Below are 20,890 nucleotides of genomic sequence, written 5' to 3' on the forward strand. Positions count from 1 at the left end.
GAACCTCGGCGGGCGGGGTGGTACCCGACCGGAATCGATTCCAGCGTGGAATGACGGCGTAATTCGCTGCGCGATACAGGGGTGTCGGCATCGCACGGTCTGGTATGCTGTGCCACGAACTGGTCAATCCCATTCAGAGAGGCCCCATGAAATATCGTGTGTTTTCCCTCGTCGTGACGCTGGGACTTGCTGCCACGGCGCCGCTGGCATTGGCTCAGAGCCCTGCACTGCAGAGTTCAATGGAAGCCGCCTCCAAGGTCGATATCAGCAAGTTCTTCACGTCGCGTACCGATGCGCGCAGCCAGAGCTTCGGCTTCGGCGGTACTCACGAGCATGCGTTCACCGTCGAAAAGTCGGGTCGTTACGTATTCACCAGCGCGACCATGCCTGGTCAGTCGAACGACTACTATATCCAGGCTTCCTTGCTCGATACCCAGGGCAATGTCATCGCCACCGGCGAAGCGCAGGGTGAAAGGGGCGGATTGCACTTGGTCGAGACCCTCGAGCCGGGCGATTACGTGCTGCGCGTCAAGGCCAACAAGTTTGGTAGCGAGTCCACCGGTGGCAACTCGTACACCGTTCAGGTGGCCGGCTTGAGTGCCAGCGGCGAACGTCTCAGCAGCGACGAGAGCGGGATCGAGGGCGGCTCGGGCATCATGTTCGATGCCAGCGACGACGATGGCACGACCACGGCCTTCGTGAATAACGAAGATGCCGTGGCGACGATCGCCGCGCCAAAACCCGCCGTGACGGCTGCCGATGAAGCTGTCGCCGATGCCGCGCCGCAAGCCGAGGAAGGCGCCCCGCGCGCTTTCGACGAGATCGTCGCCGACATCAAGATTCGCCAAAGCGGCGAAGTGCTGAGCTTCGACGTGGCCGAGGCCGGTACGGTTTCGATTACCAGTTCGACGATGATTGGCAACCCGGGCGATTACCGCCTCGAGGCGCGCGTGCTCGACGCCAGCGGCAATGTGGTGGCCAGCGACGCGGGCGAGGGTTTCGAAGGCGACTTCGCCATCGAAACCGTGCTTCAGCCTGGCCGTTACACCATCTGGGTCGATGGGCAGAAGTTCGGCCCCGCCAGAAGCGGTACCAATAACTACACGCTGCGCGTGCAGCAACTCGATACGCTTGAGTAAGCGCCGATAAGGCCATTCCTCCCCGGCGTGCGGCATTGCCGCGTCGCCGGGGTGCTGCGTCTACGCTATACTCTCGGCGATTTTTCCGTCGCTGCCGAGAAACCGATGTACGCCCTTGCCCGCTCGTTACTGTTTCGCCTCGATCCTGAAACCGCCCACGGCATTTCACTATCCGCGCTGGATGCCGCGCATCGGCTGAAGCTACCTGGAATGCTGGGCGGCGGGCGGCGGGTCGACGACCCGGTCGAGGTGATGGGGCTGCGCTTTCCCAATCGGGTAGGGCTGGCGGCTGGGCTCGACAAGAACGCCGATCATCTGGATGCACTCGCCGCGCTGGGCTTCGGTTTCGTCGAAGTGGGCACGGTGACCCCCAGGCCACAGGATGGCAACCCCCGGCCACGACTGTTCCGCTTGCCGGAAAAAGGCGCGATCATCAATCGCATGGGGTTCAACAATGCCGGCGTCGATCACCTGATCGACAACGTGCGCAGGAGTCGCTTCGATGGCGTGATCGGCATCAATATCGGCAAGAACCTGACCACGCCGGTGGAAAAGGCGGTGGACGATTACCTGATCTGCCTGACCAAGGCCCATGCGCACGCACATTACATTGCCGTGAATATCTCGTCACCGAACACACCGGGACTGCGCAACCTGCAATTCGGCGATCATCTCGATGGGTTGCTGGGGGCGCTGCGCGACGAATGCTCGCGGCTCGACCGGGCCAGTGGTAAGCGCGTGCCGCTGGCGGTGAAGATCGCCCCGGACATGAACGTGGACGAGATCGCGCTGGTGGCGCGGGCATTGGCCGCCAATGGCATCGATGCGGTGATCGCCACCAATACCACGGTCGCGCGCGACGCGGTTGCCGGCCTGAGGCACGGCGATGAGCAGGGTGGGCTGTCCGGTGTGCCGGTGTTCGAGGCCGCCAACTCGGTGGTTCGGGCGTTGCGTAGCCAACTGTCCGAATTGCCGATCATTGGTGTCGGCGGGGTCGACAGCGACACAGCGGCCGTTGCCAAGCGTGAGGCGGGTGCCGACCTGGTTCAGCTATATACGGGGTTCATCTATCGGGGGCCGACCCTGGTCGGTGAATGTGCTCGGGCGCTGGCGAAATAGCTTGGTTGGAAAAACAACTTGGCAATAGAAAGGCCCGTGGCATTGCACGGGCCTTGAAGGTGGTGTTCTTCACCGAGTAGCGCTCGGCGACGTTCAATTGGAATTACATCACCATGGGGTTCTTGTGAATACCGGAAACACCTGTCATTCCGTCCCACTGATCCCCTCGACCTTCACGCCAACCGCTCATCCAGTATTCGCGAAGATTGATATCCTGACTAGGACAATCATCACGGGAGCGACCCCCTACACCGGCCTTGTAACCGTGAACATAAGCACGCTGGAAGCGATCACGTTTCTGTCGTTTCATCGGATGACCTCTTGAGAAGAACCGAAGTTGTACCGAGACATATGCACGAGAGCGGTGCGAAACACCGCTGCCGCGATCTGAAGGTTCGGACGGAAACGCATGCGTTTTTAGTAGCTACTAAGATTAACTTTTAGTCCAATAGGCATGACCCTGTCGAGTCGTAATTTGTCACACAAACGTTACCAAATTGAAACCAAAGGAACATAAGGGCACATGACGACGGAGCCTCACATCATGGCTGTGTCTCAATTCGCTGAAAGCGCGAGTTTTTTCGCAACCTGCCCCAAGGGCATCGAGGAATTGCTGGCCAGTGAACTCACGACGCTGGGCGGTGAAATCACCAAGACCACTGTGGCCGGCGTGCATTTTCGCGCGCCGTTGTCGGTAGCTTACCGTGCCTGCCTGTGGTCGCGCCTCGCCAATCGGGTCGTGTTATGCCTGGCTCGCGAGGAGGGTAACGAACGACCCGAGGTGCTCAAGGCGACGACCCAGCAGATCGATTGGACGCAACACCTGGCGCCGGGTGCCACCCTGGCGGTGGATTTCCATGGTCAGTCCGAGCAGATCCGGCATACCCGCTTCGGCGCCCAGACGATCAAGGACGGCGTGGTCGATGCGCTACGCGAGGCTGGCCGTGAACGCCCCCAGGTGGAGCTGCGCGAGCCCGATCTACGCATTTATGCGCATCTGCATCGTGGCCGGTTGACGCTGGGCATCGACCTGGCTGGCGTCAGCCTGCACCAGCGCGGTTATCGGCGTGAACAGGGCCATGCGCCGCTCAAGGAGAACCTTGCCGCGGCGCTGCTGGTCCGCGCCGACTGGCCGGCGCGCGCCAAGCGTGGCGAGCCGCTGATCGACCCCTTGTGTGGCTCGGGCACGCTGCTGATCGAAGCCGCGCTGATGGCGGCCGATGTCGCACCGGGGCTCAATCGTGAGTGCTTCGGCCTGCATGGCTGGGCCGGTCACGACGAAGCGCTGTGGTGTGAGCTCAAGCGCGAGGCCGAGGCGCGTGCCGGCCTGGGACGCCGACGCATCAAATCGCGCCTGTACGGTTTCGATCAGAGTCCGCAGGCACTGAGTGCCGCGAAAACCAATGCCATGCGCGCCGGCATTCCCGCGCTGATCGATTTTCAGGGTGGCGCGGTAACTCAACTTGCCTGCCCGGCCGATGCCGAAATACCGGGGTTGATCATCACCAACCCGCCCTATGGCGAGCGACTCGGCGAGTTGCCTGAGTTGGTGCCGTTATACGCGGCGCTCGGCGAGCGGGCACGACGGGAATTTCCCGGCTGGCGGCTGGCGCTGTTCACCGGCAATCCGGATCTCGGCCATCGCACCGGGCTGCGTGCCGACAAGCAGTACGCGTTCAAGAACGGGCCACTCGACTGCAAACTGTTGTTGATGACGGTGCCTGACGCTGCGCCAGGCGATGCGCGCGCGCCAACGCTCGACGGCAAGCCGGCGCGCTCCGAAGGTGCGCAGATGTTTGCCAACCGCCTGGAGAAGAACCGCAAGCGGCTAAAAAAATGGCTCAAGACCAGTGGCGAGACCTGCTACCGGTTGTACGATGCCGACATGCCGGAATATGCCCTGGCAATCGACGTTTACGGTGAGCACGTGCATGTGCAGGAGTACGCGCCACCCAAATCGATCAATCCCAATCAGGCGCAACGCCGCCTACTCGATGCGCTGGGAGTGATTCCCGAGGCGCTCGGTGTGCGTGCCGAGCGTGTCTACTTCAAGCAACGCGAGCGCCAGGCCGGCAAGGCCCAGTACCAGAAGCGTGACGCGAGCGGCGAGCGATTCCAGGTGCGAGAGGGCAAGGCGCTGTTATGGGTCAATCTGCGCGACTATCTGGATACCGGGCTGTTTCTCGATCATCGGCCGGTGCGGCGCATGTTGGCTGACATGGCCGCCGGCAAGCGTTTTCTCAACCTGTTCTGTTATACCGGCGCGGCCACGATTCAGGCCGCGTTGGGTGGCGAGAAGGGCGGAGCCAGCGACAGCGTTAGCGTCGATCTGTCGAATACCTATCTGGAGTGGGCGCGCGACAACCTGGCGCTCAACCGGCTCGACCCGGGCCGGCACCGGGTGGTTCGCGACGATTGTCTGCGCTGGCTACAAACCGCTGGCAGCGAGTTCGATCTGATCTTTCTCGACCCGCCGACCTTCTCCAATTCCAAGAAGATGGACGACACCCTGGATATTCAGCGTGACCATGCTCGCCTGCTCGATCTGACCATGGCGCGATTGGCCCCTGGAGGTACGCTGGTGTTCTCCAACAATCAACAGCGTTTTCGCCTGGATGACGCGGTGGCGCGTCGCTATGCGGTCGAGGATATTTCGGCGAAGACGTTCGATCCCGATTTTCAACGTCGCCCCGATCTGCATCACTGCTTTCTGATTCGTCACCGGGAGGATGCGTGAGCCATTCGACCCGCTTTTTATCCGGCCAACGCCGCCCCGATCTGCATCGCTGCTTTCTGATTCGCCACCGGGAGGATGCGTGAATCGACTGAGGCTTTACACCACCTTGGGGTGTCATCTGTGTGAGCGGCTCGAAGCCAAGTTGGCGCGCCTGGGCGTGGCGGGTATCAAACTCGAACGCATCGACATCGCCGACGACGAGGCGCTTGTCGCCCGTTACGGCGAACGTATCCCGGTATTGGCCGATAGCGATGGGCAAGAGCTGGAGCGGGGCTTCGAGGTCGAGCGACTGGCGGCCTGGCTCGACGCGCGAGGGCTGTTGGCAGCGCCGCTGAATGAGGTGCAGGAAGTGGATTCACCGCCGCGTGGTGCGAGGCGGGTCAGAGGGCGGCGCTTTTTGAATTGAGCGCAGGCAGTTTTCAGACAGAGCCTAGCCATCGAGCAGTGAGAGTTGGCGCACCGCGTCGCGCCCCTCGGGGCTATCTTCGCTGGTTTCGAGCACCTTGTGAAAACCCCGCGAGGTCTGAATATGCGCGACGTCGTCGAGCCACATCATGGCCTGCTCGTAGCTGTCGGCCAGTTGGTGTTTCAGCCCGCCGAACTGGGTGCCGATCTGCCCCCAGGCGCGAACGAATATCCAGTCGCCGAACATGTCCCGATGGACATGCACCAGTACGTAGTCATGGTCACTTTCCCAGCGGACGATCACGGTGGCTCCTGAATTGGCGGCGGCTTGTCGCTTTCGGCGTCACGGCCTAAGATGGCCTGCGGCGCGAGGTTGCGTCATTGTAACCGCCCGCTGGCCGTGAACAAGGAGCGAGAACCTCTCATGCGCATTCTAGTGGATCGGAACATTCCCCTGGCCGACGAATTCTTCGGTGAATTGGGCGAGATCACTCGCTTGCCGGGCCGGGAGATCACCGCCGAGGCAGTGCGCGATCAGGATATCCTGATGGTACGCTCCATCACCCGGGTCGATGCCGCGCTACTGGAAGGTTCCCGGGTACGCTTCGTCGGCACCTGCACCATCGGCACCGACCATGTCGATCTCGACTACCTGCGTGAACGGCGGATCGGCTTCGCCAGCGCGCCGGGTTGCAACGCCGAGTCGGTGGTGGATTACGTGCTTTCAAGCCTGCTGATGCTGGCCGATGAAGAGGATTTCCTACTGGCCAATCGCAGCGTGGGTATCGTCGGGGTCGGTAATGTTGGCGAGCGCTTGCGCCGCCGCCTGGCAGAGCTCGATGTCGATTGCCTGCTCTGCGATCCGCCGCGTGCCGAAGCCGAGGCGGCCGATGATACGCAAGGGGATTTCGTCGATCTCGACACGCTGATCGAGCGGGCCGACATCATCTGCCTGCACACGCCGCTGACCCGCGAGGGGCCGCATGCCACGCATCACCTGATGAGCGCGCAGCGCATCGCGGCACTCAAGCCGGGAACCTGGCTGGTCAATGCCGGGCGCGGCGCCTGCCTGGATAACGCCGCGCTACGTCAACGCCTCGAGAGTCGGGGCGATCTGCGCAGCGTGATCGATGTCTGGGAGAATGAGCCGGCCATCGACGAGGCGCTTTATGGTCTGGTCGATATCGCCACCCCGCACATTGCTGGCTACAGCCTGGATGGCAAGATGCGCGGTACCGAACTGGTCTATCAGGCGTTGATGCGCCATTACGGCCTGCCCGCACGGCGCAAGCTGGGCCAGATCAAGCCCGACCCGTGGCTGCGCAAGATCGTGCTCACCGGCTGGGCGCCGCCGCTCGAGGCATTGGCGCTGTGCGTGCGGGCCTGCTACGACGTACGTCGCGACATGGTCGGCTTCGAGCGCTACCGGCGGCGTTTCGGCATGGCCAACGCCTTCGATCGCTACCGCGACGAATACCCGGTACGCCGCGAATTCTCGACGCTGCGTGTCGATCTGAAGAAAAACGCCGGCGACCTGCGCGATGCCATCGAGGGCTATGGGTTCAAGGTCAAGCTGGCCAGCAAGTCGTCGTCCTGACAGGTCTGCTATCACGGCGGGTATCTACTGACGGTAGGCCGATTCCTTTAGCGCACGAATGCGCTCATCGAGTGGTGGGTGGCTGGCGAGCAGCCGCTCCATGATCTTGCGGGTCCGGCCGGTAGTGATCGCGAAGGCGGTCAGGGTGTCGGGCATCTGATCCGGCATATGGGTCTCGGATTTCAGGCGTGCGAGGGCATTGATCATCGCGCCGCTACCGGCCAGCTTGGCGCCGGCGGAGTCGGCACGGTATTCGCGAAAGCGCGAGAACCAGGCGACGATGACCGAGGCGACCAGGCCGAAGACGATCTCGGCGACGATCACTACGGCGAAATAACCCATGAAGCCCAGACCGCCGTTGTCGCCGCGGCGCAGGAAGCCATCGACCAGTTGCGCGACGACACGCGCGAAGAACATCACGAAGGTGTTGAGTACGCCCTGAATCAGCGCCAGGGTGACCATGTCGCCATTGGCGACATGACCGATTTCGTGGGCCAGTACCGCGCGAATCTCTTCCGGACGCATACGACTGAGCAGGCCGGCGGAAACCGCGACCAGGGCGTCGTTCCTGTTCCAGCCGGTGGCGAAGGCATTGGACTGTTGCGCCGGGAAAATGCCGACTTCGGGCGTTTTGATGCCGGCTTCACGGGCCAGTTCGGCGACGGTATCGACCAGCCATTGCTCGGTGGCGTTACGCGGTGTATCGATGACCTGAGTGCGGGTGCTCTTCCTGGCCATCCATTTGGAGATGAACAGCGAGATCAGCGAGCCGGCCATGCCGAACACGAAACAGAAGATCAATAGGCCGTTCATGTTCAGCCCATTGGCATTCAGGTAGGGCTCCACGCCGAGCAGGCGCAGCGTAATACTGGCTACCAGCACCACGGCCAGGTTGGTGGCCAGGAACAGGATGATGCGCATCATGGGGAGTGACCCTCGGTGAGCCTTGTCGGCCATTTAGATAGGTTCTCGACGGCCGGGTTTCAAGCGTGTCGTTTAATATATAGCGCTTCGGCGCAACTCACTGACGGTAACGCGCGAGAAAGCGCGCGAAGCGCTCCAGCGCGTCGTCGAGCTGGTCAGCCCAGGGCAGGGTGACGATGCGCACGTGGTCGGGCTCCGGCCAGTTGAAGGCGGTGCCCTGAACCAGCAGTATCTTTTCCTGCAGCAGCAGATCGAGAACCAGCTTGGCGTCGTCCTTGATGTTGAACACTTTGGGGTCGAGTCGCGGAAAGGCATAGAGCGCGCCCTTGGCCTTGACGCACGAAACGCCGGGGATGGCGTTGAGTTTCTCGTGGGTGATATCGCGCTGCGCGCGCAGACGCCCTCCCGGCAACACCAGATCGTTGATCGACTGATAGCCACCCAGCGCGGTCTGGATGGCGTGCTGCGCGGGTACGTTGGCGCACAGGCGCATCGAGGCCAGCATATTGAGCCCCTGGATGAAGTCTTCGGCATGCTGCTTGGCCACGTTGCCCGAGAGAATCATCCAGCCGGAACGAAAGCCGGCGCAGCGATAACTTTTCGACAAGCCGTTGAGCGTCACCACCAGTTGGTCTTCATCGGCCAGTGCGCCGGTGGCGACGTGCTCGACGTCGTCGTAGAGAATCTTGTCGTAGATCTCATCGGAGAACACCACCAGCTTGTGCTCGCGGGCGATCGTCAGTAGCTCCTTGATCACCTCGGGCGGGTAGACCGCGCCGGTGGGATTGTTGGGGTTGATCAACACGATGGCGCGCGTGTGACTGGTGACCTTGGCGCGAATGTCGGCGATGTCCGGCGCCCAGTCGGCCTGTTCATCGCACAGATAATGCACCGGGCGACCGCCGGAAAGGTTGGCGGCGGCGGTCCATAGCGGGTAGTCGGGCGCCGGGATCAGCACTTCGTCGCCGTCGTTGAGCAGCGCCTGCATGGCCATCACGATCAGCTCGGAAACCCCGTTGCCGATGAAGATGTCCTCGATGCCGATGCCCGGAATATCCTTGCGTTGACACTCCTGCATGATCGCCTTGCGTGCCGAGTAGAGCCCCTTGGAGTCGCAGTAACCCTGCGCGGTCGGCAGGTTGTGCATCACATCCTGGAGGATCTCCTCGGGCGCTTCGAAGCCGAACGGCGCGGGGTTGCCGATATTGAGCTTCAGGATGCGCTGGCCTTCGTCTTCGAGGCGGCGGGCATGTTCGAGCACCGGGCCGCGAATGTCGTAGCAGACGTTGTCGAGCTTGTGCGATTTCTTGATCGGGGTCGAAGTATCCATGGATGTTCCTAGGGCGCGAGCAGGGCACAGCATACCCCGGCACGGTGGGCCTGCCAAAGCGACAGGCGCACGTCAGGCCGGGTCGTTGGCGGATTCATCGATCTCGATGACTGGTGCGGGAATGTCGGCTGGCGTTTCCAGGGTGAGGCGCCCCAATTTGCCGTCACGCAATTCGTGCAACAGTACTTCGGCGCCGCGATGCAGATCGACCGCGCCGCCGGCGCGCAGGCCACCACGCTTGCTGGCGACCTCCTTGATGATGGCCTGGCCATCGAAACCGGCCAGGGCCAGCAGGTCGACGCGCTTCGGGCCATCGACCTGGACATCGGCGGCATGCGGGTCGGGGGTGTAGGCCGGTAGCGATCTGAGCTTGAAGCGCCCGGTGAGCTCGTCGGGATAGCGCCGCGCCAGTTCGGCGGCGGTGACGATCGCCACCTCGAGGTAGTCGATCGCGGTGTCGCGAATCGCGCCGCTGGCCGCCAGGCGGTAAGCGCTGGCCTGATCCTCGATTTTCGGCCACAGCACGCCGGGAGTGTCGATCAGCGCGATGCGCCCGTCGATGCGTATCTTCTGCTGGCGCTTGGTAACCGCCGGCTCGTTGCCGGTCTTGGCGATTTTTCGGCCGGCCAGGCCATTGATCAGCGTCGACTTGCCGACGTTGGGAATACCCATGACCATGACGCGGACGTCACGATCGGCACGTACCCGGCCGGCCAGCTCATGGCACAGCCTGGGAATGCGCTTCAACTCGCGGGCGTTGGTGGTGGTTACCGCCAGGGCGCGGGTGTCCGGCTGGGCATCGAAATGCGCGACCCACTCGTCGGTGCGCGCAGGGTCGGCGAGATCGGCGCGCGAGAGAATCTTCAATACCGGCTTGTGCTCGGTCAGCACGGCCAGCATGGGGTTGGCGCTGGAGTAGGGCAGGCGAGCGTCGAGCACTTCGAGCACCACGTCGATCTCCGGTAGCGCTTCCTTGATCTGGCGGCGTGCCTTGTTCATGTGTCCCGGGTACCAGCCGAGCATTATCGTCACCTTGGGCGCTAGCATGAAAACGGGCGCCTATCTTAACAGATCGGCGCCCGTCGCGGTTTGCGGGGGGAAGGGCTATTCGCCAGCGTGGAAACCGAGCGCTACCGAGTTGATGCAATAGCGCAGACCGGTGGATTCCGGTGGGCCGTCGGGGAAGACGTGGCCCAGGTGGGCATCGCAACGCGAGCAGACCACTTCGGTGCGCTGCATGCCGTGTGTATTGTCGGCATGCTCCTCCACGGCGGCACTGGCCAGTGGGCGGTCGAAGCTCGGCCAGCCGCAGCCGGCCTCGAACTTGTGCTCGTTCTCGAATAGCGCCGCGCCACAGCATACGCAGTGGTAGATGCCGTGCTCGTCGCTAGCGCCATGGTCGCCACTGAAAGGGGGCTCGGTGCCTTTTTCGCGCGTTACGTGATACTGCTCGGGAGTGAGCTGCTCGCGCCATTCGGCGTCGCTCTTGTGGAGTTTCTTGCGCATGACGTTCCTCCATTTTGCTAACCGGCTACATCGGCTCTCGGCATGAGATAACGCCATGAAACAACGAGAGCAGGGCGATTTTCCAGTATATTTTAGTGCTCGCTGGGATCGCCTCGCGAGCGGTTTCGTCGACGGGTGGATAGGGGCCGACCCGCGCTTGACACCCTTCGCCGCGCTAATTAATATACGCGCCACCTCGACGAGGCAAGGGTCTGCGTCCCATTCGTCTAGTGGTCCAGGACACCGCCCTTTCACGGCGGTAACAGGGGTTCGAACCCCCTATGGGACGCCACTTCCTTTTCGGGTAGCCGGAATTGGATTAGCGCGGGAATAGCTCAGTGGTAGAGCACAACCTTGCCAAGGTTGGGGTCGCGAGTTCGAATCTCGTTTCCCGCTCCAAATTCCCACTTCGGTGGGGAAGCAGTTGCGACGAGGGTCTCGAGCTGGGGCGCCAGCCGGACGAATCTCGTAGTTCCCGCTCCATGATGTGTCCCATTCGTCTAGTGGCCTAGGACACCGCCCTTTCACGGCGGTAACAGGGGTTCGAACCCCCTATGGGACGCCACTCCGGCCATGCGGTAAAAAAGCGCAAGTCAGCAGTGCGGGAATAGCTCAGTGGTAGAGCACAACCTTGCCAAGGTTGGGGTCGCGAGTTCGAATCTCGTTTCCCGCTCCAAATCGAAAAATCTCTCCTATCTTCATGACAACCAGCCGGTTTTTCTGCTTCCTTGAGGCGTATATCGTTAGCAGGCATTGAATTTTTCTGCGCTGGCCGCATGTAATCATTTTCCCTTATTTTCTCCTCAGGCGTTCTCGTGACGCTGTGAGCGACCGACTGACGACAGGTGCGTTCGATGGCAGAACCGGCTCTGTCCATCCGTGGGCTGACCAAGGTCTACGGCAATGGCTTCAACGCCCTGAAGGGCATCGATCTGGATGTGCCCGAAGGCGATTTCTTCGCAATGCTTGGCCCGAATGGCGCCGGTAAGTCCACTACGCTGGGTATCGTCTGCTCGCTGGTGCAAAAGACCGCCGGCAAGGTGAAAATCTACGGTATCGACATCGACCGGGATTTCGCCAGGGCCAAGTACAATCTGGGCGTGGTGCCGCAGGAGTTCAATTTCAGCCAGTTCGAGAAGGTCGAGGATATCGTCCACTCCCAGGCGGGCTACTACGGCATGCCGATGCGCGAAGCCAGGCCGCGCTGCAACCAGCTGCTCAAGGATCTGGGGCTATGGGACAAGCGCAACGGTCCGGCGCGTATGCTCTCCGGTGGCATGAAGCGTCGCCTGATGATCGCGCGTGCCTTGATCCACCGCCCGCGCCTGCTGATTCTCGATGAACCCACCGCCGGCGTCGATATCGAGTTGCGACGCAGCATGTGGGAGTACATGCAGCGTATCAATCGCGAGGAAGGCACCACCATCATCCTCACCACGCATTATCTGGAAGAGGCCGAGAGCCTGTGCCGCAATATCGCCATCATCAACCGTGGCGAAATCGTCAAGAACACCTCGATGCGCGGTCTGCTTACCGAACTCGATACCGAGACCTTCCTGCTCGACCTGGCCCAACCGCTGGATGTACTGCCGAGTATCGAGGGCTTTGATATCGAGCGTGTCGACGGCGCGCAACTGGCGTTGTCGGTGAAGAAGGGCCAGCACATCAATGACGCCTTCACGCAACTGTCCGCGCAGGGCGTTAACGTCGTGTCGATGCGCAACCGTGCCAACCGACTCGAGGAGCTGTTCGTGTCGATGGTCGAAGGCGACAATGCCAAGGCCGAGGAGCAACGCATCGCCAGGGAGATCGAGCACTCATGAACCCCATGCAGATTCTGGTCTCGTTGTGGACTCTGGTGGTCAAGGAAGTGCGTCGCTTCACGCGTATCTGGCCGCAGACGCTACTGCCGCCATCGATCACCATGACCATGTACTTCATCATCTTCGGCAACCTGATCGGTTCGCGAATTGGTGAGATGGACGGCTTCAGCTACATGGCCTACATCGTGCCCGGGCTGATCATGATGTCAGTGATCACCAATAGTTACTCCAACGTTGCCTCGTCGTTCTTCTCCAACAAATTTCAACGCAGCGTGGAAGAGATGATGGTTTCGCCGATGCCCAATTGGGTGATCCTGTCCGGCTTCGTCTTTGGTGGCATGGCGCGTGGCCTGGGCGTGGGGTTGATCGTCACCGTGGTGTCGCTGTTCTTTACCGATCTGTCGTTGCGCCACCCGCTGATCACCCTCGGCGTGGTGATCATGACCGCCACGCTGTTCTCCATCGGTGGGTTCATCAACGCGCTGGTGGCTAACAAATTCGACGACATCTCCATCGTGCCGATCTTCGTGCTGACGCCGCTGACTTACCTCGGCGGGGTGTTCTATTCCATCGACTTGCTGCCGGATTTCTGGCAGGGCGTGTCGATGGTCAATCCGATTTTGTATATGGTCAATGCCTTTCGCTACGGCATTCTCGGGGTGTCCGACATCCCGGTGGCCGGCGCGCTGGTGGCGATCGGCATCTTTATCGTCGCCGCTTTCTTCCTGGCGCTGTGGATGTTGGAGCGCGGGAAAGGCATCCGTAGCTAGTTTCTGTGCGAAAAATTCCTGCGCTTGATCATGCGGCGTTAAAGGTCCACTCAAGATGCTCATTTACTTCAGTAAACTCCGCTCTCTCGTCGATCTTTGCCTTGCCTGATCCTCGCTCGGTGTTTTTTCGCCTCAGAAATGGAGTTTTATGAAAACACAATGCCCTGATGTCTTAAAAAATGCCCCGCTGGGGCGCGAATCCGCCTATCCCGAGCGTTACGACCCGACGCTGCTATTCCCTATTGCACGTGCCGCCAATCGTGCTCCGCTGGGTATCGCTGACGAGGCGCTGCCATTCGTCGGCGAAGACGAGTGGCACGCCTTCGAGCTGTCCTGGCTCGATCCGAAGGGCAAGCCGATCGTCGCCGTGGCGCGTTTTCGCCTACTGGCGACGTCGCCCAACCTGATCGAATCCAAATCGTGGAAGCTGTACCTCAACAGCTTCAATCACAGCCGCTTCGCTGGCCATGCCGAGGTCGAGCAAACGCTGGCGCGCGACCTTTCCGCGGCTGCCGGCGGCGATGTCAGCGTCACCCTGCTGGATGTCGACGATGAGGCGTTGACGCCACGTCGCTTGCCCGGCGACTGCATCGACGGGCTGGATGTCGAGATTCATGACTATGCGCCCAATCCCGATCTGCTGAGCGCTGGCGACGAGACCATCGAAGAGAGTCTGCATTCGCATCTGCTCAAGTCCAATTGCCCGGTCACCGGCCAACCGGATTGGGGCAGCGTGCTGATTCGCTATCACGGGCCCAGAATCGACCGTGAGGGGTTGCTTAAATACCTGGTCTCCTACCGCCAGCATCAGGATTTTCACGAGCACTGCGTCGAGCATATCTTTACCGATCTGATGGCGCGCGTGCGTCCCGAACGGCTGTTGGTAATGGCGCGTTACGTGCGTCGCGGAGGCCTGGATATCAGTCCGTGGCGCGCCACGCCTGGCGAACGGCCACCCGAGCCGCTGCGACTGGCACGTCAATGAGCGATTCCGGTAGAGTGGTGAGAAATATTCTCGTTTGAATGGAGTCAGCCAATGGATGCGATGACGTTGCTGCACGAGCGCAACTCGATGGGCAAGTTGATGGGGCCGGCCCCCGAGCGCCAACAGCTCGATGCCCTCTACCGTGCCGCGTTGCGTGCGCCGGATCATAAGGAACTCATGCCCTGGCGATTCATCGAATTTTCAGGCGACGGCATCGACCGGCTAGGGGACTTGTTCGCCGAAGCCGAGTACCAAGCCAATCCGCATATCGATGAGGCCAAGCTGGATGCGATCCGCAACAAGCCCAAGCGCGCACCGATGATCATTGCCGTGATCGCCAAGGTGGTGCCCGATCAGCCCAAGGTGCCGCGTATCGAGCAACTTCTCTCCGCCGGCTGCGCCGCGCATGGCATTCTGCTGGCGGCGCACGCGCAAGGTCTGGGCGCCATGTGGCGCACCGGCAGCTTCGCCTTCGACAAGGTGGTACGCCAAGGCCTAGGGCTCTGCGAGAACGACGAGATTGTCGCCTTCATCTACCTTGGCCAGCCGGGTGGACGGCTCAAGCGCCTGCCGGAGCACGACCCCGCCGATTTCGTCGAGCGCTGGGACTGAAATGCTCCGCGAAGTTGGCATAGCGCACCCGCGCTTGGCGTTGCCCCGAGCCGGGCAGGGCGATGACCTGGTCGCCTTCCAGCAGTGGCTGTGTGAAGCGATCCCACTGGTCGATCACCTCGGTTTGAGCGGTATGCATTGGCAGGGCGATACGTTGATATGGGACCTACGACTCAGCCCCAATCTCAACGACAAGGGGACCGGCTTCGGCGGCTCGCTGGCCGCTCAGACCACATTGATCGGTTGGTGTTGGGCGACGCTGTGGCTACGTACCCAAGGCCGCCTTCAGGACGTGGTGGTCGCCAAGGCCAATCAGCGTTTTCTTGCCCCGGTCACTGGCGATTACCGGCTGGAATGCGCGCCTCGCGATGCCGGTGGCACCGAGCGGTTGCATACCCGTCTGCAAACGCACGGCAAAGGGCGTATCGCCCTGATTCAACGCCTCTACACCGGCGCTACGTTATGCCTGGAAGCCGAAAGCGATTACGCCGTTTTACCCGCTCAGGCGCCGCCCTGAAACCGAAAAACGGCTTGCAATCGCGGGCTTAGCTCGCTACCATCTGCGCCGTTCTAAGGGATGCCAAAACGCATCCAGTAGTTCGAAATGCGGAGAGGTGTCCGAGTGGTCGAAGGAGCACGCCTGGAAAGTGTGTAAGTCGAAAGGCTTCGAGGGTTCGAATCCCTCCCTCTCCGCCACAGGATTTGAAAAGGAACCAGGCGTTCAGCTTGGTTCCTTTTTTCGTTTTTGGGCCGTGGGGCTGTCGGTATTGGAACCGAATCGGCCAAGCATATCCGGCTTGCACGGCATTCACCTATGGCCGGGCCTCAATGACGATATTGAATGGCGTCTCGGCTACTCGCCGTACACGACTGAAGCCGGCCGCGCTCAGAACGGCTGAAAGTTGAGCTTCGCCAGCTTGCGCACCAAGGCCCAGCCCGGTTTCCTGGCTCAGTGAATTCGGAACGCAGACCGCAGTCGATGCGGCATAGAACATCCGTCCGACGGGGCCGATATTGTCCTCGACGCGGTCGCCGGCGAAGGGTTCCACCAGCAAGACGGTGCCATCATCGGTTAGCGTGGAGAGAGCATGCCTTGCCGCGCCCAGTGGATCGCCGAGATCGTGCAGGCAGTCCATGAAGCAGATGAGGTCGTAACCGTCACCGGCGAATTCTTTCGCGCTTGCCACTTCGAAGGTGGTGCGATTGGCGACCCCGGCTTCTTCGGCGCGCAGGCGAGCGACCTCGATTGACTGCGGGTGGTAGTCGAACCCCACGAAAGATGACTGAGGGAACGCCTTGGCCATGATGATGGTCGAGGCGCCATGGCCGCAGCCGATGTCGGCGACTTTGCCGCCGTTTTCCAGCTTCGCTGCGACGCCATCGAGCGCAGGAATCCATCGCTGGGCCAGGTCGGTCCGATAACCGGTTCGAAAGATCGCTTCCATGCCGCAGAACAGATGCGGATGGTGCTCGTGCCAGCCGATGCCGTTGCCGGTTCGAAAGGCCTGGGCGATTTTCTCTTCATCGATCCACATGCTCGATATCATGTCGAACCCACCGGCGAGGAATGCGGGGCTATCCGGGTTGGCGAGTACCAGGGCGTGCTCGTCGGAGAGCGTATAGGCACCGGCGGCTGAATCGTAATCGAGATAACCGCCGGCCATCTGGTTGTTGAGCCACTCCCGTACATAGCGCTCATGCAGGCCGGTGCGCTGGGCAAGCTCGACGGAAGTCAACGGGCCGCTTCCGGCCATGGCGCGATAAAGACCAAGTTTATGACCGAGATTGGTCATCACCCCCGACATCGCGGCGGCGATGTCGCCGACCACCTGGTCGGCGAACGCTGCGACCTTGGCTTGGTCGATACTCATTTGGCTATTCCCCTGTTTCGATGGTCCGCGCCTGCCTCGTCTCTCATCTGACGGAGCTCCTGTTTATCGAGATTCTGCACCGGCACATTGCCGGTTTGCACGTTGATGGCACGCGTGCTGCGCAGCCTGCCCAGCTCGACAAGGTCATGCTGGAGAGTGAGACAGGAAGATTCCCGTTCTATTGCATGGCCAGGGCTAGCCGCCACGGCGACCGCGTGTCGTCAGCAGCACGCCACCGACCACCACCAGGCTACCCACGACCTGAACCAGCGTGATCGTCTCGCCGATCAGCAACCAGGCCCCCAGCATGGTGAATACCGGCAGCAGGTTGAGAAACACCGAGGCTTGAGTGGGGCCGATATCGCCGATGGCGCTGTTATAGAACAACAAGGCGATGACCGAAGGAAAAATGCCCAGGTAGGCAAGCCCCAGGGCTTGCTCGGTACCGATGTCTGGAACGCGACCGCTCCATAGCCACTCCAGCATGGCCAGTGGCGCCAGCGCCAGGTTGGCGATGATCAGCATCGCCAGTAGCCCGCCATAACGGGGGAACTTGGCCATGTGCTCCTTGACCAGCAACGAATAGCCCACCCAGGTCAATACCGCGATCAGCATGATGGCGTCGCCAATGGCGACGCCGTCCACCGGATTGGCATCACCCTGGGTGACGACCGCCACCGCGCCGGTTAGCGACGCCGCCACGCCAAGCCACTGGATTGCACGATAGCGCTCGCCGAACAGGGCGAATCCGAACAGGATGGTAACCACCGGGATGGTGCTTTCGAGGATCGCCACGTTGGTCGAGGACGTCGTTTTCAAGGCGGCGTAGATCAGCGCATTGAAGAACGCCACACCAGTCAGCGCCAGGCCCAGCAGGGAGGGTAAATGCGCCTTGAAGACAGGCATCGCGCGCCACATCTGAGAGGCGCCGATCGGCACCATGACCAGCATGGCGATGAACACGCGTACCCAGGAAATGGTCAGTGCCGGTAATTCAGCCAACGCCTTGCCAATCAGGATATTGCCGGAAAAGATGATGACCGTAAGCAGCAAGAGCAGATAAGGGCGTAGCGCGAGCATTGTCGTTCCATGGCGAGAGTCGGCGAAACGCGAATCGCGTTGGGTTGCCGTTATGTTCTACGATAATTCGTTGCTTAAGCCAAGACGAATAAATCCCGGGCCGCGCCAATGGGATGGCGTGGCCCGGGAGGGGCAGAAGAGGGCTGTGTAGAGCGGAAGCCGGCTCCACTGCGTATCACGCCGGGGGCTCAGGCCATGGCTTCGCTGTGTGCGGTATTGGGTAGCTCGCAGACCCATTCCATCGCCGATTGTTTTTCCGCATTGGTGAAGACACGCACCTCGAACGGGCGGAACAGTTGGTTTTCAAGCGTCGCAATAGGGCGTATCCAGTGCCGGTCGGTAACCACTGCGGCGCGGTGAAAATGGCTGAGTTGGCCGAGTTGCGTCAGGCCGTAGCCCAGGTCGCGCAGCAGCGCGGTCGCGGTCAACCAGCGCATGGCATCGACTTCGGCATACAGGCTGACCTTGGCATGGGCCTGCTTGGCATGTTCGATGGCATCGATGGCCCGCTGCAGTTCCGTAGCGTTAACACGACCGCTGGCACGCATGGCGACGACATGTGCCGCGGGCGCGGCGATAAGTTCGAGCATGTTCCTGCCTCCTTCACGATCCTTTCCATGAGCGTAGCATGACTATCTCGAGCTGACCCGCTCGGCTCCAGTCAGTCACGGACGGGCAAGGCTCTGTTAGAATCCCGCCCCCAGCAGACGATCCAGGAGCAGTCAGCGGCATGAACCTCAAACCCGATGTAGTCGTGATCGGCGCCGGCGCGGCCGGGTTGATGTGCGCGCTGACCGCCGGCTATGCCGGGCGGCGGGTGCTGGTGCTCGACCATGCCAACAAGGCCGGCAAGAAGATCCTGATGTCCGGGGGCGGGCGCTGCAACTTCACCAATCTCGCTACCCAGCCGGCCAACTTCTTCTCGGCCAACCCGCACTTTTGCATTTCGGCGCTCAAGCGTTACCGCCCCGAGCATTTCCTCGAGTTGGTCGAGCGTCACGCCATCGAGCATGTCGAGAAGGCGCCGGGGCAGTTATTCTGCGTCGATTCCTCACGGCCGATTCTCGACATGCTGCTTACCGAATGCGACTGGGCGGGCGTGGGGATCCACCTGAAGACCGAAGTGACCCGTGTCGAACGCTGTGGCGAAGGCATGCGTCTCGAGTCATCGCTGGGGCGCATCGATAGCGGCGCGGTGGTGATCGCCACCGGTGGTTTGTCGATCCCCACGCTGGGGGCGACGGGTTTCGGTTATGACATCGCCCGGCAGTTCGGCCTGGCGGTCACCGAGACGCGCGCCGCGCTGGTGCCGTTCACCTTGACCTCGCAGTTCAAGGAGCGCGTCGCGGCGCTGGCCGGCGTGGCTTGCGAGGTCGAAGTGTCCTGTCGGGGCGGGCGCTACCGCGAACCGATGCTGTTTACGCATCGCGGCCTGTCCGGGCCGGCGATGCTGCAGATTTCCAGCTACTGGCGTCCCGGTGATGAACTGGTCATCGATCTGTTGCCCGGCATCGATGCCTTTGAAGCACTGACCGAGGCGCGCCGTCATACGCCAAAACGTCGGCTTTCGAGCTGGCTTGGCGAGCGCTTGCCCAAGCGGCTGGCCCAGGCGCTGGTGGAGTGGCACGGCGGCGATGGCACGCTGGCTGAGCAGTCCAATGCCGAGCTACAGGCATGGCGAGAGCGGCTCAACGCTTGGCGGTTGAAGCCGGCCGCTACCGAGGGCTGGCGCACCGCCGAAGTGACATTGGGCGGCGTGGATACCGAGGCGATTTCGTCGAAGACGTTCGAAGTGGCCGGTCTTGCGCAACTGCGCTTCATCGGCGAAGTGCTGGATGTCACGGGTGAACTCGGCGGTTACAACTTCCAATGGGCCTGGGCATCGGGCGTTGCCTGTGGGCTGGCATTATGAAAAACGCCGGCGAGAGCCGGCGTCGGTAGCGGGTGATGTGGTGTCGATCAGTGGCGTTGGTCGCGAATCATGCGATACAGGCTGCGCCCGCGGTTGACGAGCAGGATGCCCGTCAACAGGCGGCCGAAAGCTTTCGAGGTGGAACGCGGCTTGCGCACGCCACGCACCGCAAGCAAGCCACCGAGCGCGTAGAGCGGCGCGCGCCATTGCATCAGTTTCTGCCAGCCATGATCGATGGGAGCCGTTCCCTCGCGCCAGTCGCGTAGCGCGATGCCCATGTCGATGCGCTGTTGGAGTATCAGCGTCTCCAATTCGTCGCGTCGTTGCAGGCGTTCACGATGACTCATGCGACGGCCTCAGGGCGTGGCGATCCTGCGCCAGGTTGTTGAGTGTCGATTCCATCAGCTTGCGCCGTCTGGCCAGGCGCTTGGCCTTGAACGCCAGCAGTGCCGAGAGAATCAGCAATACCAAGGCGCACAGCGCAATCGCCAGCAGGCGGTGGTCGTCCCAATAAAGCACCACCACCATAAGCAGCAACATGCCGATCCCGAACGACAGCAGGATCAAACTGGCGCCGGCCAGCAGCAAAAGCGAGAGCAAGCGGTCGCGCTCCAGCTCCAACTCGAGCACGGCGAGGCGCAAGCGCGTCTCGCCGGTCGCGACCAAGCTGCCGATCAGACGACGTACCGCGGAAATGACGCGCTCCGCCGGTCCCTGGCTGGTCGACATCAGCGCCGCCCGATCAGCATGCCGACCACGACGCCCAGCGCGGCACTGACGCCGATGCTGGTCCATGGGTTCTCGTGAACATAGCGGTCACAAAGGTCGGCGCTGTCGCGAGCGTCGAGATACAGCTTCTCACCCTGTGCCTCGAGACGTGCACGCGTTTCGTGCAGGCGCTTTTCGGCACGCTCGCGCAATTCCTTGACGTTGCTTCGTGAGTCATCGGCCGTGGCGCTGACCAGTTCCTCGACGGTGCGAGACAGGTGACGAAGGTCTTCCTTCAACTGGGCGGTACTGGCTTCGCTGTCATGCTGTCCTGTGGGGTACATGGCCATGATTTGTCTTCCTATGACGTGG

The 20,890-nt window shown here is 61.6% G+C and carries 23 protein-coding genes and 5 tRNA genes; 16 read left to right on the plus strand and 12 right to left on the minus strand.

From position 1 onward, the window contains the following. Positions 1-146 precede the first annotated feature (146 nt). On the plus strand, positions 147-1,139 hold the full coding sequence (locus tag BLR92_RS01015) for a hypothetical protein (RefSeq protein WP_089724652.1): 993 nt from the start codon (positions 147-149) through the stop codon (positions 1,137-1,139). 105 nt (positions 1,140-1,244) lie between these two features. Continuing rightward, on the plus strand, positions 1,245-2,258 hold the full coding sequence (locus BLR92_RS01020) for a quinone-dependent dihydroorotate dehydrogenase (protein WP_089724654.1): 1,014 nt from the start codon (positions 1,245-1,247) through the stop codon (positions 2,256-2,258). 103 nt (positions 2,259-2,361) lie between these two features. Here BLR92_RS01020 and rmf read toward each other — a convergent pair whose 3' ends face one another. After that, on the minus strand, positions 2,362-2,568 hold the full coding sequence (gene rmf / locus BLR92_RS01025) for a ribosome modulation factor (RefSeq protein ID WP_089724656.1): 207 nt from the start codon (positions 2,566-2,568) through the stop codon (positions 2,362-2,364). Positions 2,569-2,802: 234 nt separating this feature from the next. On the opposite strand from rmf, the gene rlmKL reads away from it, so the two are divergent. Continuing rightward, positions 2,803-4,995: a bifunctional 23S rRNA (guanine(2069)-N(7))-methyltransferase RlmK/23S rRNA (guanine(2445)-N(2))-methyltransferase RlmL gene (gene rlmKL / locus BLR92_RS01030; RefSeq protein WP_089725924.1), complete on the plus strand. Its 2,193-nt coding sequence runs from the start codon at positions 2,803-2,805 to the stop codon at positions 4,993-4,995. A 79-nt stretch (positions 4,996-5,074) separates the two neighbouring features. After that, entirely contained in the window at positions 5,075-5,401 is a 327-nt protein-coding gene (locus BLR92_RS01035) for a glutaredoxin family protein (RefSeq protein WP_089724658.1), read from the plus strand. Positions 5,402-5,425: 24 nt separating this feature from the next. On the opposite strand, the gene BLR92_RS01040 is transcribed toward BLR92_RS01035, so the two are convergent. Next, positions 5,426-5,704, minus strand: a complete 279-nt coding sequence (locus BLR92_RS01040; protein WP_089724659.1) for a WGR domain-containing protein — start codon at positions 5,702-5,704, stop codon at positions 5,426-5,428. Positions 5,705-5,824: 120 nt separating this feature from the next. Here BLR92_RS01040 and pdxB point away from each other — a divergent pair, with 120 nt between their 5' ends. Beyond that, complete coding sequence (gene pdxB / locus BLR92_RS01045) at positions 5,825-6,997, plus strand: 4-phosphoerythronate dehydrogenase PdxB (protein WP_089724661.1); 1,173 nt, start codon at positions 5,825-5,827, stop codon at positions 6,995-6,997. Between the two features lie 24 nt (positions 6,998-7,021). On the opposite strand, the gene htpX is transcribed toward pdxB, so the two are convergent. The 4 genes from htpX to msrB all read right to left on the minus strand — a co-directional run bounded on the left by htpX (position 7,022) and on the right by msrB (position 10,757). Further along, a complete protein-coding gene (htpX, locus tag BLR92_RS01050; RefSeq protein WP_089724663.1) occupies positions 7,022-7,921 on the minus strand; it encodes a protease HtpX in 900 nt (299 codons plus the stop codon). A gap of 97 nt (positions 7,922-8,018) precedes the next feature. Then, positions 8,019-9,251, minus strand: a complete 1,233-nt coding sequence (locus BLR92_RS01055) for a pyridoxal phosphate-dependent aminotransferase (RefSeq protein WP_089724666.1) — start codon at positions 9,249-9,251, stop codon at positions 8,019-8,021. Between the two features lie 72 nt (positions 9,252-9,323). Further along, on the minus strand, positions 9,324-10,274 hold the full coding sequence (ylqF, locus tag BLR92_RS01060; RefSeq protein WP_089724668.1) for a ribosome biogenesis GTPase YlqF: 951 nt from the start codon (positions 10,272-10,274) through the stop codon (positions 9,324-9,326). 81 nt (positions 10,275-10,355) lie between these two features. Then, on the minus strand, positions 10,356-10,757 hold the full coding sequence (gene msrB, locus BLR92_RS01065; protein WP_089724671.1) for a peptide-methionine (R)-S-oxide reductase MsrB: 402 nt from the start codon (positions 10,755-10,757) through the stop codon (positions 10,356-10,358). A 216-nt stretch (positions 10,758-10,973) separates the two neighbouring features. Here msrB and BLR92_RS01070 point away from each other — a divergent pair. The 10 genes from BLR92_RS01070 to BLR92_RS01115 all read left to right on the plus strand — a co-directional run bounded on the left by BLR92_RS01070 (position 10,974) and on the right by BLR92_RS01115 (position 15,643). Next, positions 10,974-11,049: transfer RNA gene (locus tag BLR92_RS01070), tRNA-Glu, on the plus strand. A 32-nt stretch (positions 11,050-11,081) separates the two neighbouring features. Then, positions 11,082-11,156 (plus strand) — tRNA-Gly (locus BLR92_RS01075). Positions 11,157-11,246: 90 nt separating this feature from the next. After that, positions 11,247-11,322: transfer RNA gene (locus tag BLR92_RS01080), tRNA-Glu, on the plus strand. Between the two features lie 36 nt (positions 11,323-11,358). Beyond that, positions 11,359-11,433 (plus strand) — tRNA-Gly (locus BLR92_RS01085). Positions 11,434-11,611: 178 nt separating this feature from the next. Beyond that, on the plus strand, positions 11,612-12,580 hold the full coding sequence (locus tag BLR92_RS01090) for an ABC transporter ATP-binding protein (protein WP_089724675.1): 969 nt from the start codon (positions 11,612-11,614) through the stop codon (positions 12,578-12,580). Then, positions 12,577-13,350 (plus strand): ABC transporter permease, encoded by a 774-nt coding sequence (locus tag BLR92_RS01095; protein ID WP_089724677.1) that lies wholly within the window; start codon positions 12,577-12,579, stop codon positions 13,348-13,350. The genes BLR92_RS01090 and BLR92_RS01095 overlap by 4 nt, the downstream gene beginning before the upstream one ends. Before the next feature lie 148 nt (positions 13,351-13,498). Beyond that, positions 13,499-14,335: an NADPH-dependent 7-cyano-7-deazaguanine reductase QueF gene (gene queF, locus BLR92_RS01100; protein ID WP_089724679.1), complete on the plus strand. Its 837-nt coding sequence runs from the start codon at positions 13,499-13,501 to the stop codon at positions 14,333-14,335. Between the two features lie 51 nt (positions 14,336-14,386). Then, positions 14,387-14,947, plus strand: coding sequence for a nitroreductase family protein (locus BLR92_RS01105; protein WP_089724681.1), 561 nt, complete (start codon positions 14,387-14,389; stop codon positions 14,945-14,947). Between the two features lies 1 nt (position 14,948). After that, positions 14,949-15,464, plus strand: a complete 516-nt coding sequence (locus tag BLR92_RS01110) for a YiiD C-terminal domain-containing protein (RefSeq protein ID WP_089724683.1) — start codon at positions 14,949-14,951, stop codon at positions 15,462-15,464. A gap of 91 nt (positions 15,465-15,555) precedes the next feature. Further along, a tRNA-Ser gene (locus tag BLR92_RS01115) sits at positions 15,556-15,643 on the plus strand. 116 nt (positions 15,644-15,759) lie between these two features. Here BLR92_RS01115 and BLR92_RS01120 read toward each other — a convergent pair. The 3 genes from BLR92_RS01120 to BLR92_RS01130 all read right to left on the minus strand — a co-directional run bounded on the left by BLR92_RS01120 (position 15,760) and on the right by BLR92_RS01130 (position 18,488). Beyond that, the gene (locus tag BLR92_RS01120; RefSeq protein ID WP_089724685.1) at positions 15,760-16,818 is read right to left on the minus strand and encodes a class I SAM-dependent methyltransferase; all 1,059 of its coding nucleotides are present in this window, start codon (positions 16,816-16,818) and stop codon (positions 15,760-15,762) included. A gap of 195 nt (positions 16,819-17,013) precedes the next feature. Continuing rightward, positions 17,014-17,898 carry a DMT family transporter gene (locus BLR92_RS01125; protein WP_089724686.1) on the minus strand — a complete coding sequence of 295 codons (885 nt, stop codon included), beginning with the start codon at positions 17,896-17,898 and terminating at the stop codon, positions 17,014-17,016. 188 nt (positions 17,899-18,086) lie between these two features. Next, entirely contained in the window at positions 18,087-18,488 is a 402-nt protein-coding gene (locus BLR92_RS01130) for a SpoIIAA family protein (RefSeq protein ID WP_089724687.1), read from the minus strand. A 140-nt stretch (positions 18,489-18,628) separates the two neighbouring features. Here BLR92_RS01130 and BLR92_RS01135 point away from each other — a divergent pair, with 140 nt between their 5' ends. Beyond that, complete coding sequence (locus tag BLR92_RS01135) at positions 18,629-19,810, plus strand: BaiN/RdsA family NAD(P)/FAD-dependent oxidoreductase (protein WP_089724689.1); 1,182 nt, start codon at positions 18,629-18,631, stop codon at positions 19,808-19,810. Positions 19,811-19,857: 47 nt separating this feature from the next. Here BLR92_RS01135 and BLR92_RS01140 read toward each other — a convergent pair whose 3' ends face one another. The 3 genes from BLR92_RS01140 to BLR92_RS01150 are packed head-to-tail and all read right to left on the minus strand — an operon-like array spanning position 19,858 to position 20,868. Continuing rightward, complete coding sequence (locus BLR92_RS01140) at positions 19,858-20,157, minus strand: YqjK family protein (protein WP_089724691.1); 300 nt, start codon at positions 20,155-20,157, stop codon at positions 19,858-19,860. Continuing rightward, a complete protein-coding gene (locus tag BLR92_RS01145; protein WP_089724692.1) occupies positions 20,144-20,539 on the minus strand; it encodes a phage holin family protein in 396 nt (131 codons plus the stop codon). The genes BLR92_RS01140 and BLR92_RS01145 overlap by 14 nt, the downstream gene beginning before the upstream one ends. Then, positions 20,539-20,868 (minus strand): ElaB/YgaM/YqjD family protein, encoded by a 330-nt coding sequence (locus tag BLR92_RS01150; protein WP_089724694.1) that lies wholly within the window; start codon positions 20,866-20,868, stop codon positions 20,539-20,541. The genes BLR92_RS01145 and BLR92_RS01150 overlap by 1 nt, the downstream gene beginning before the upstream one ends. Between the last annotated feature and the right edge of the window lie 22 nt (positions 20,869-20,890).

The organism is Modicisalibacter muralis (assembly GCF_900102945.1).
GTDB classification, from domain to species: Bacteria; Pseudomonadota; Gammaproteobacteria; order Pseudomonadales; family Halomonadaceae; genus Modicisalibacter; species Modicisalibacter muralis.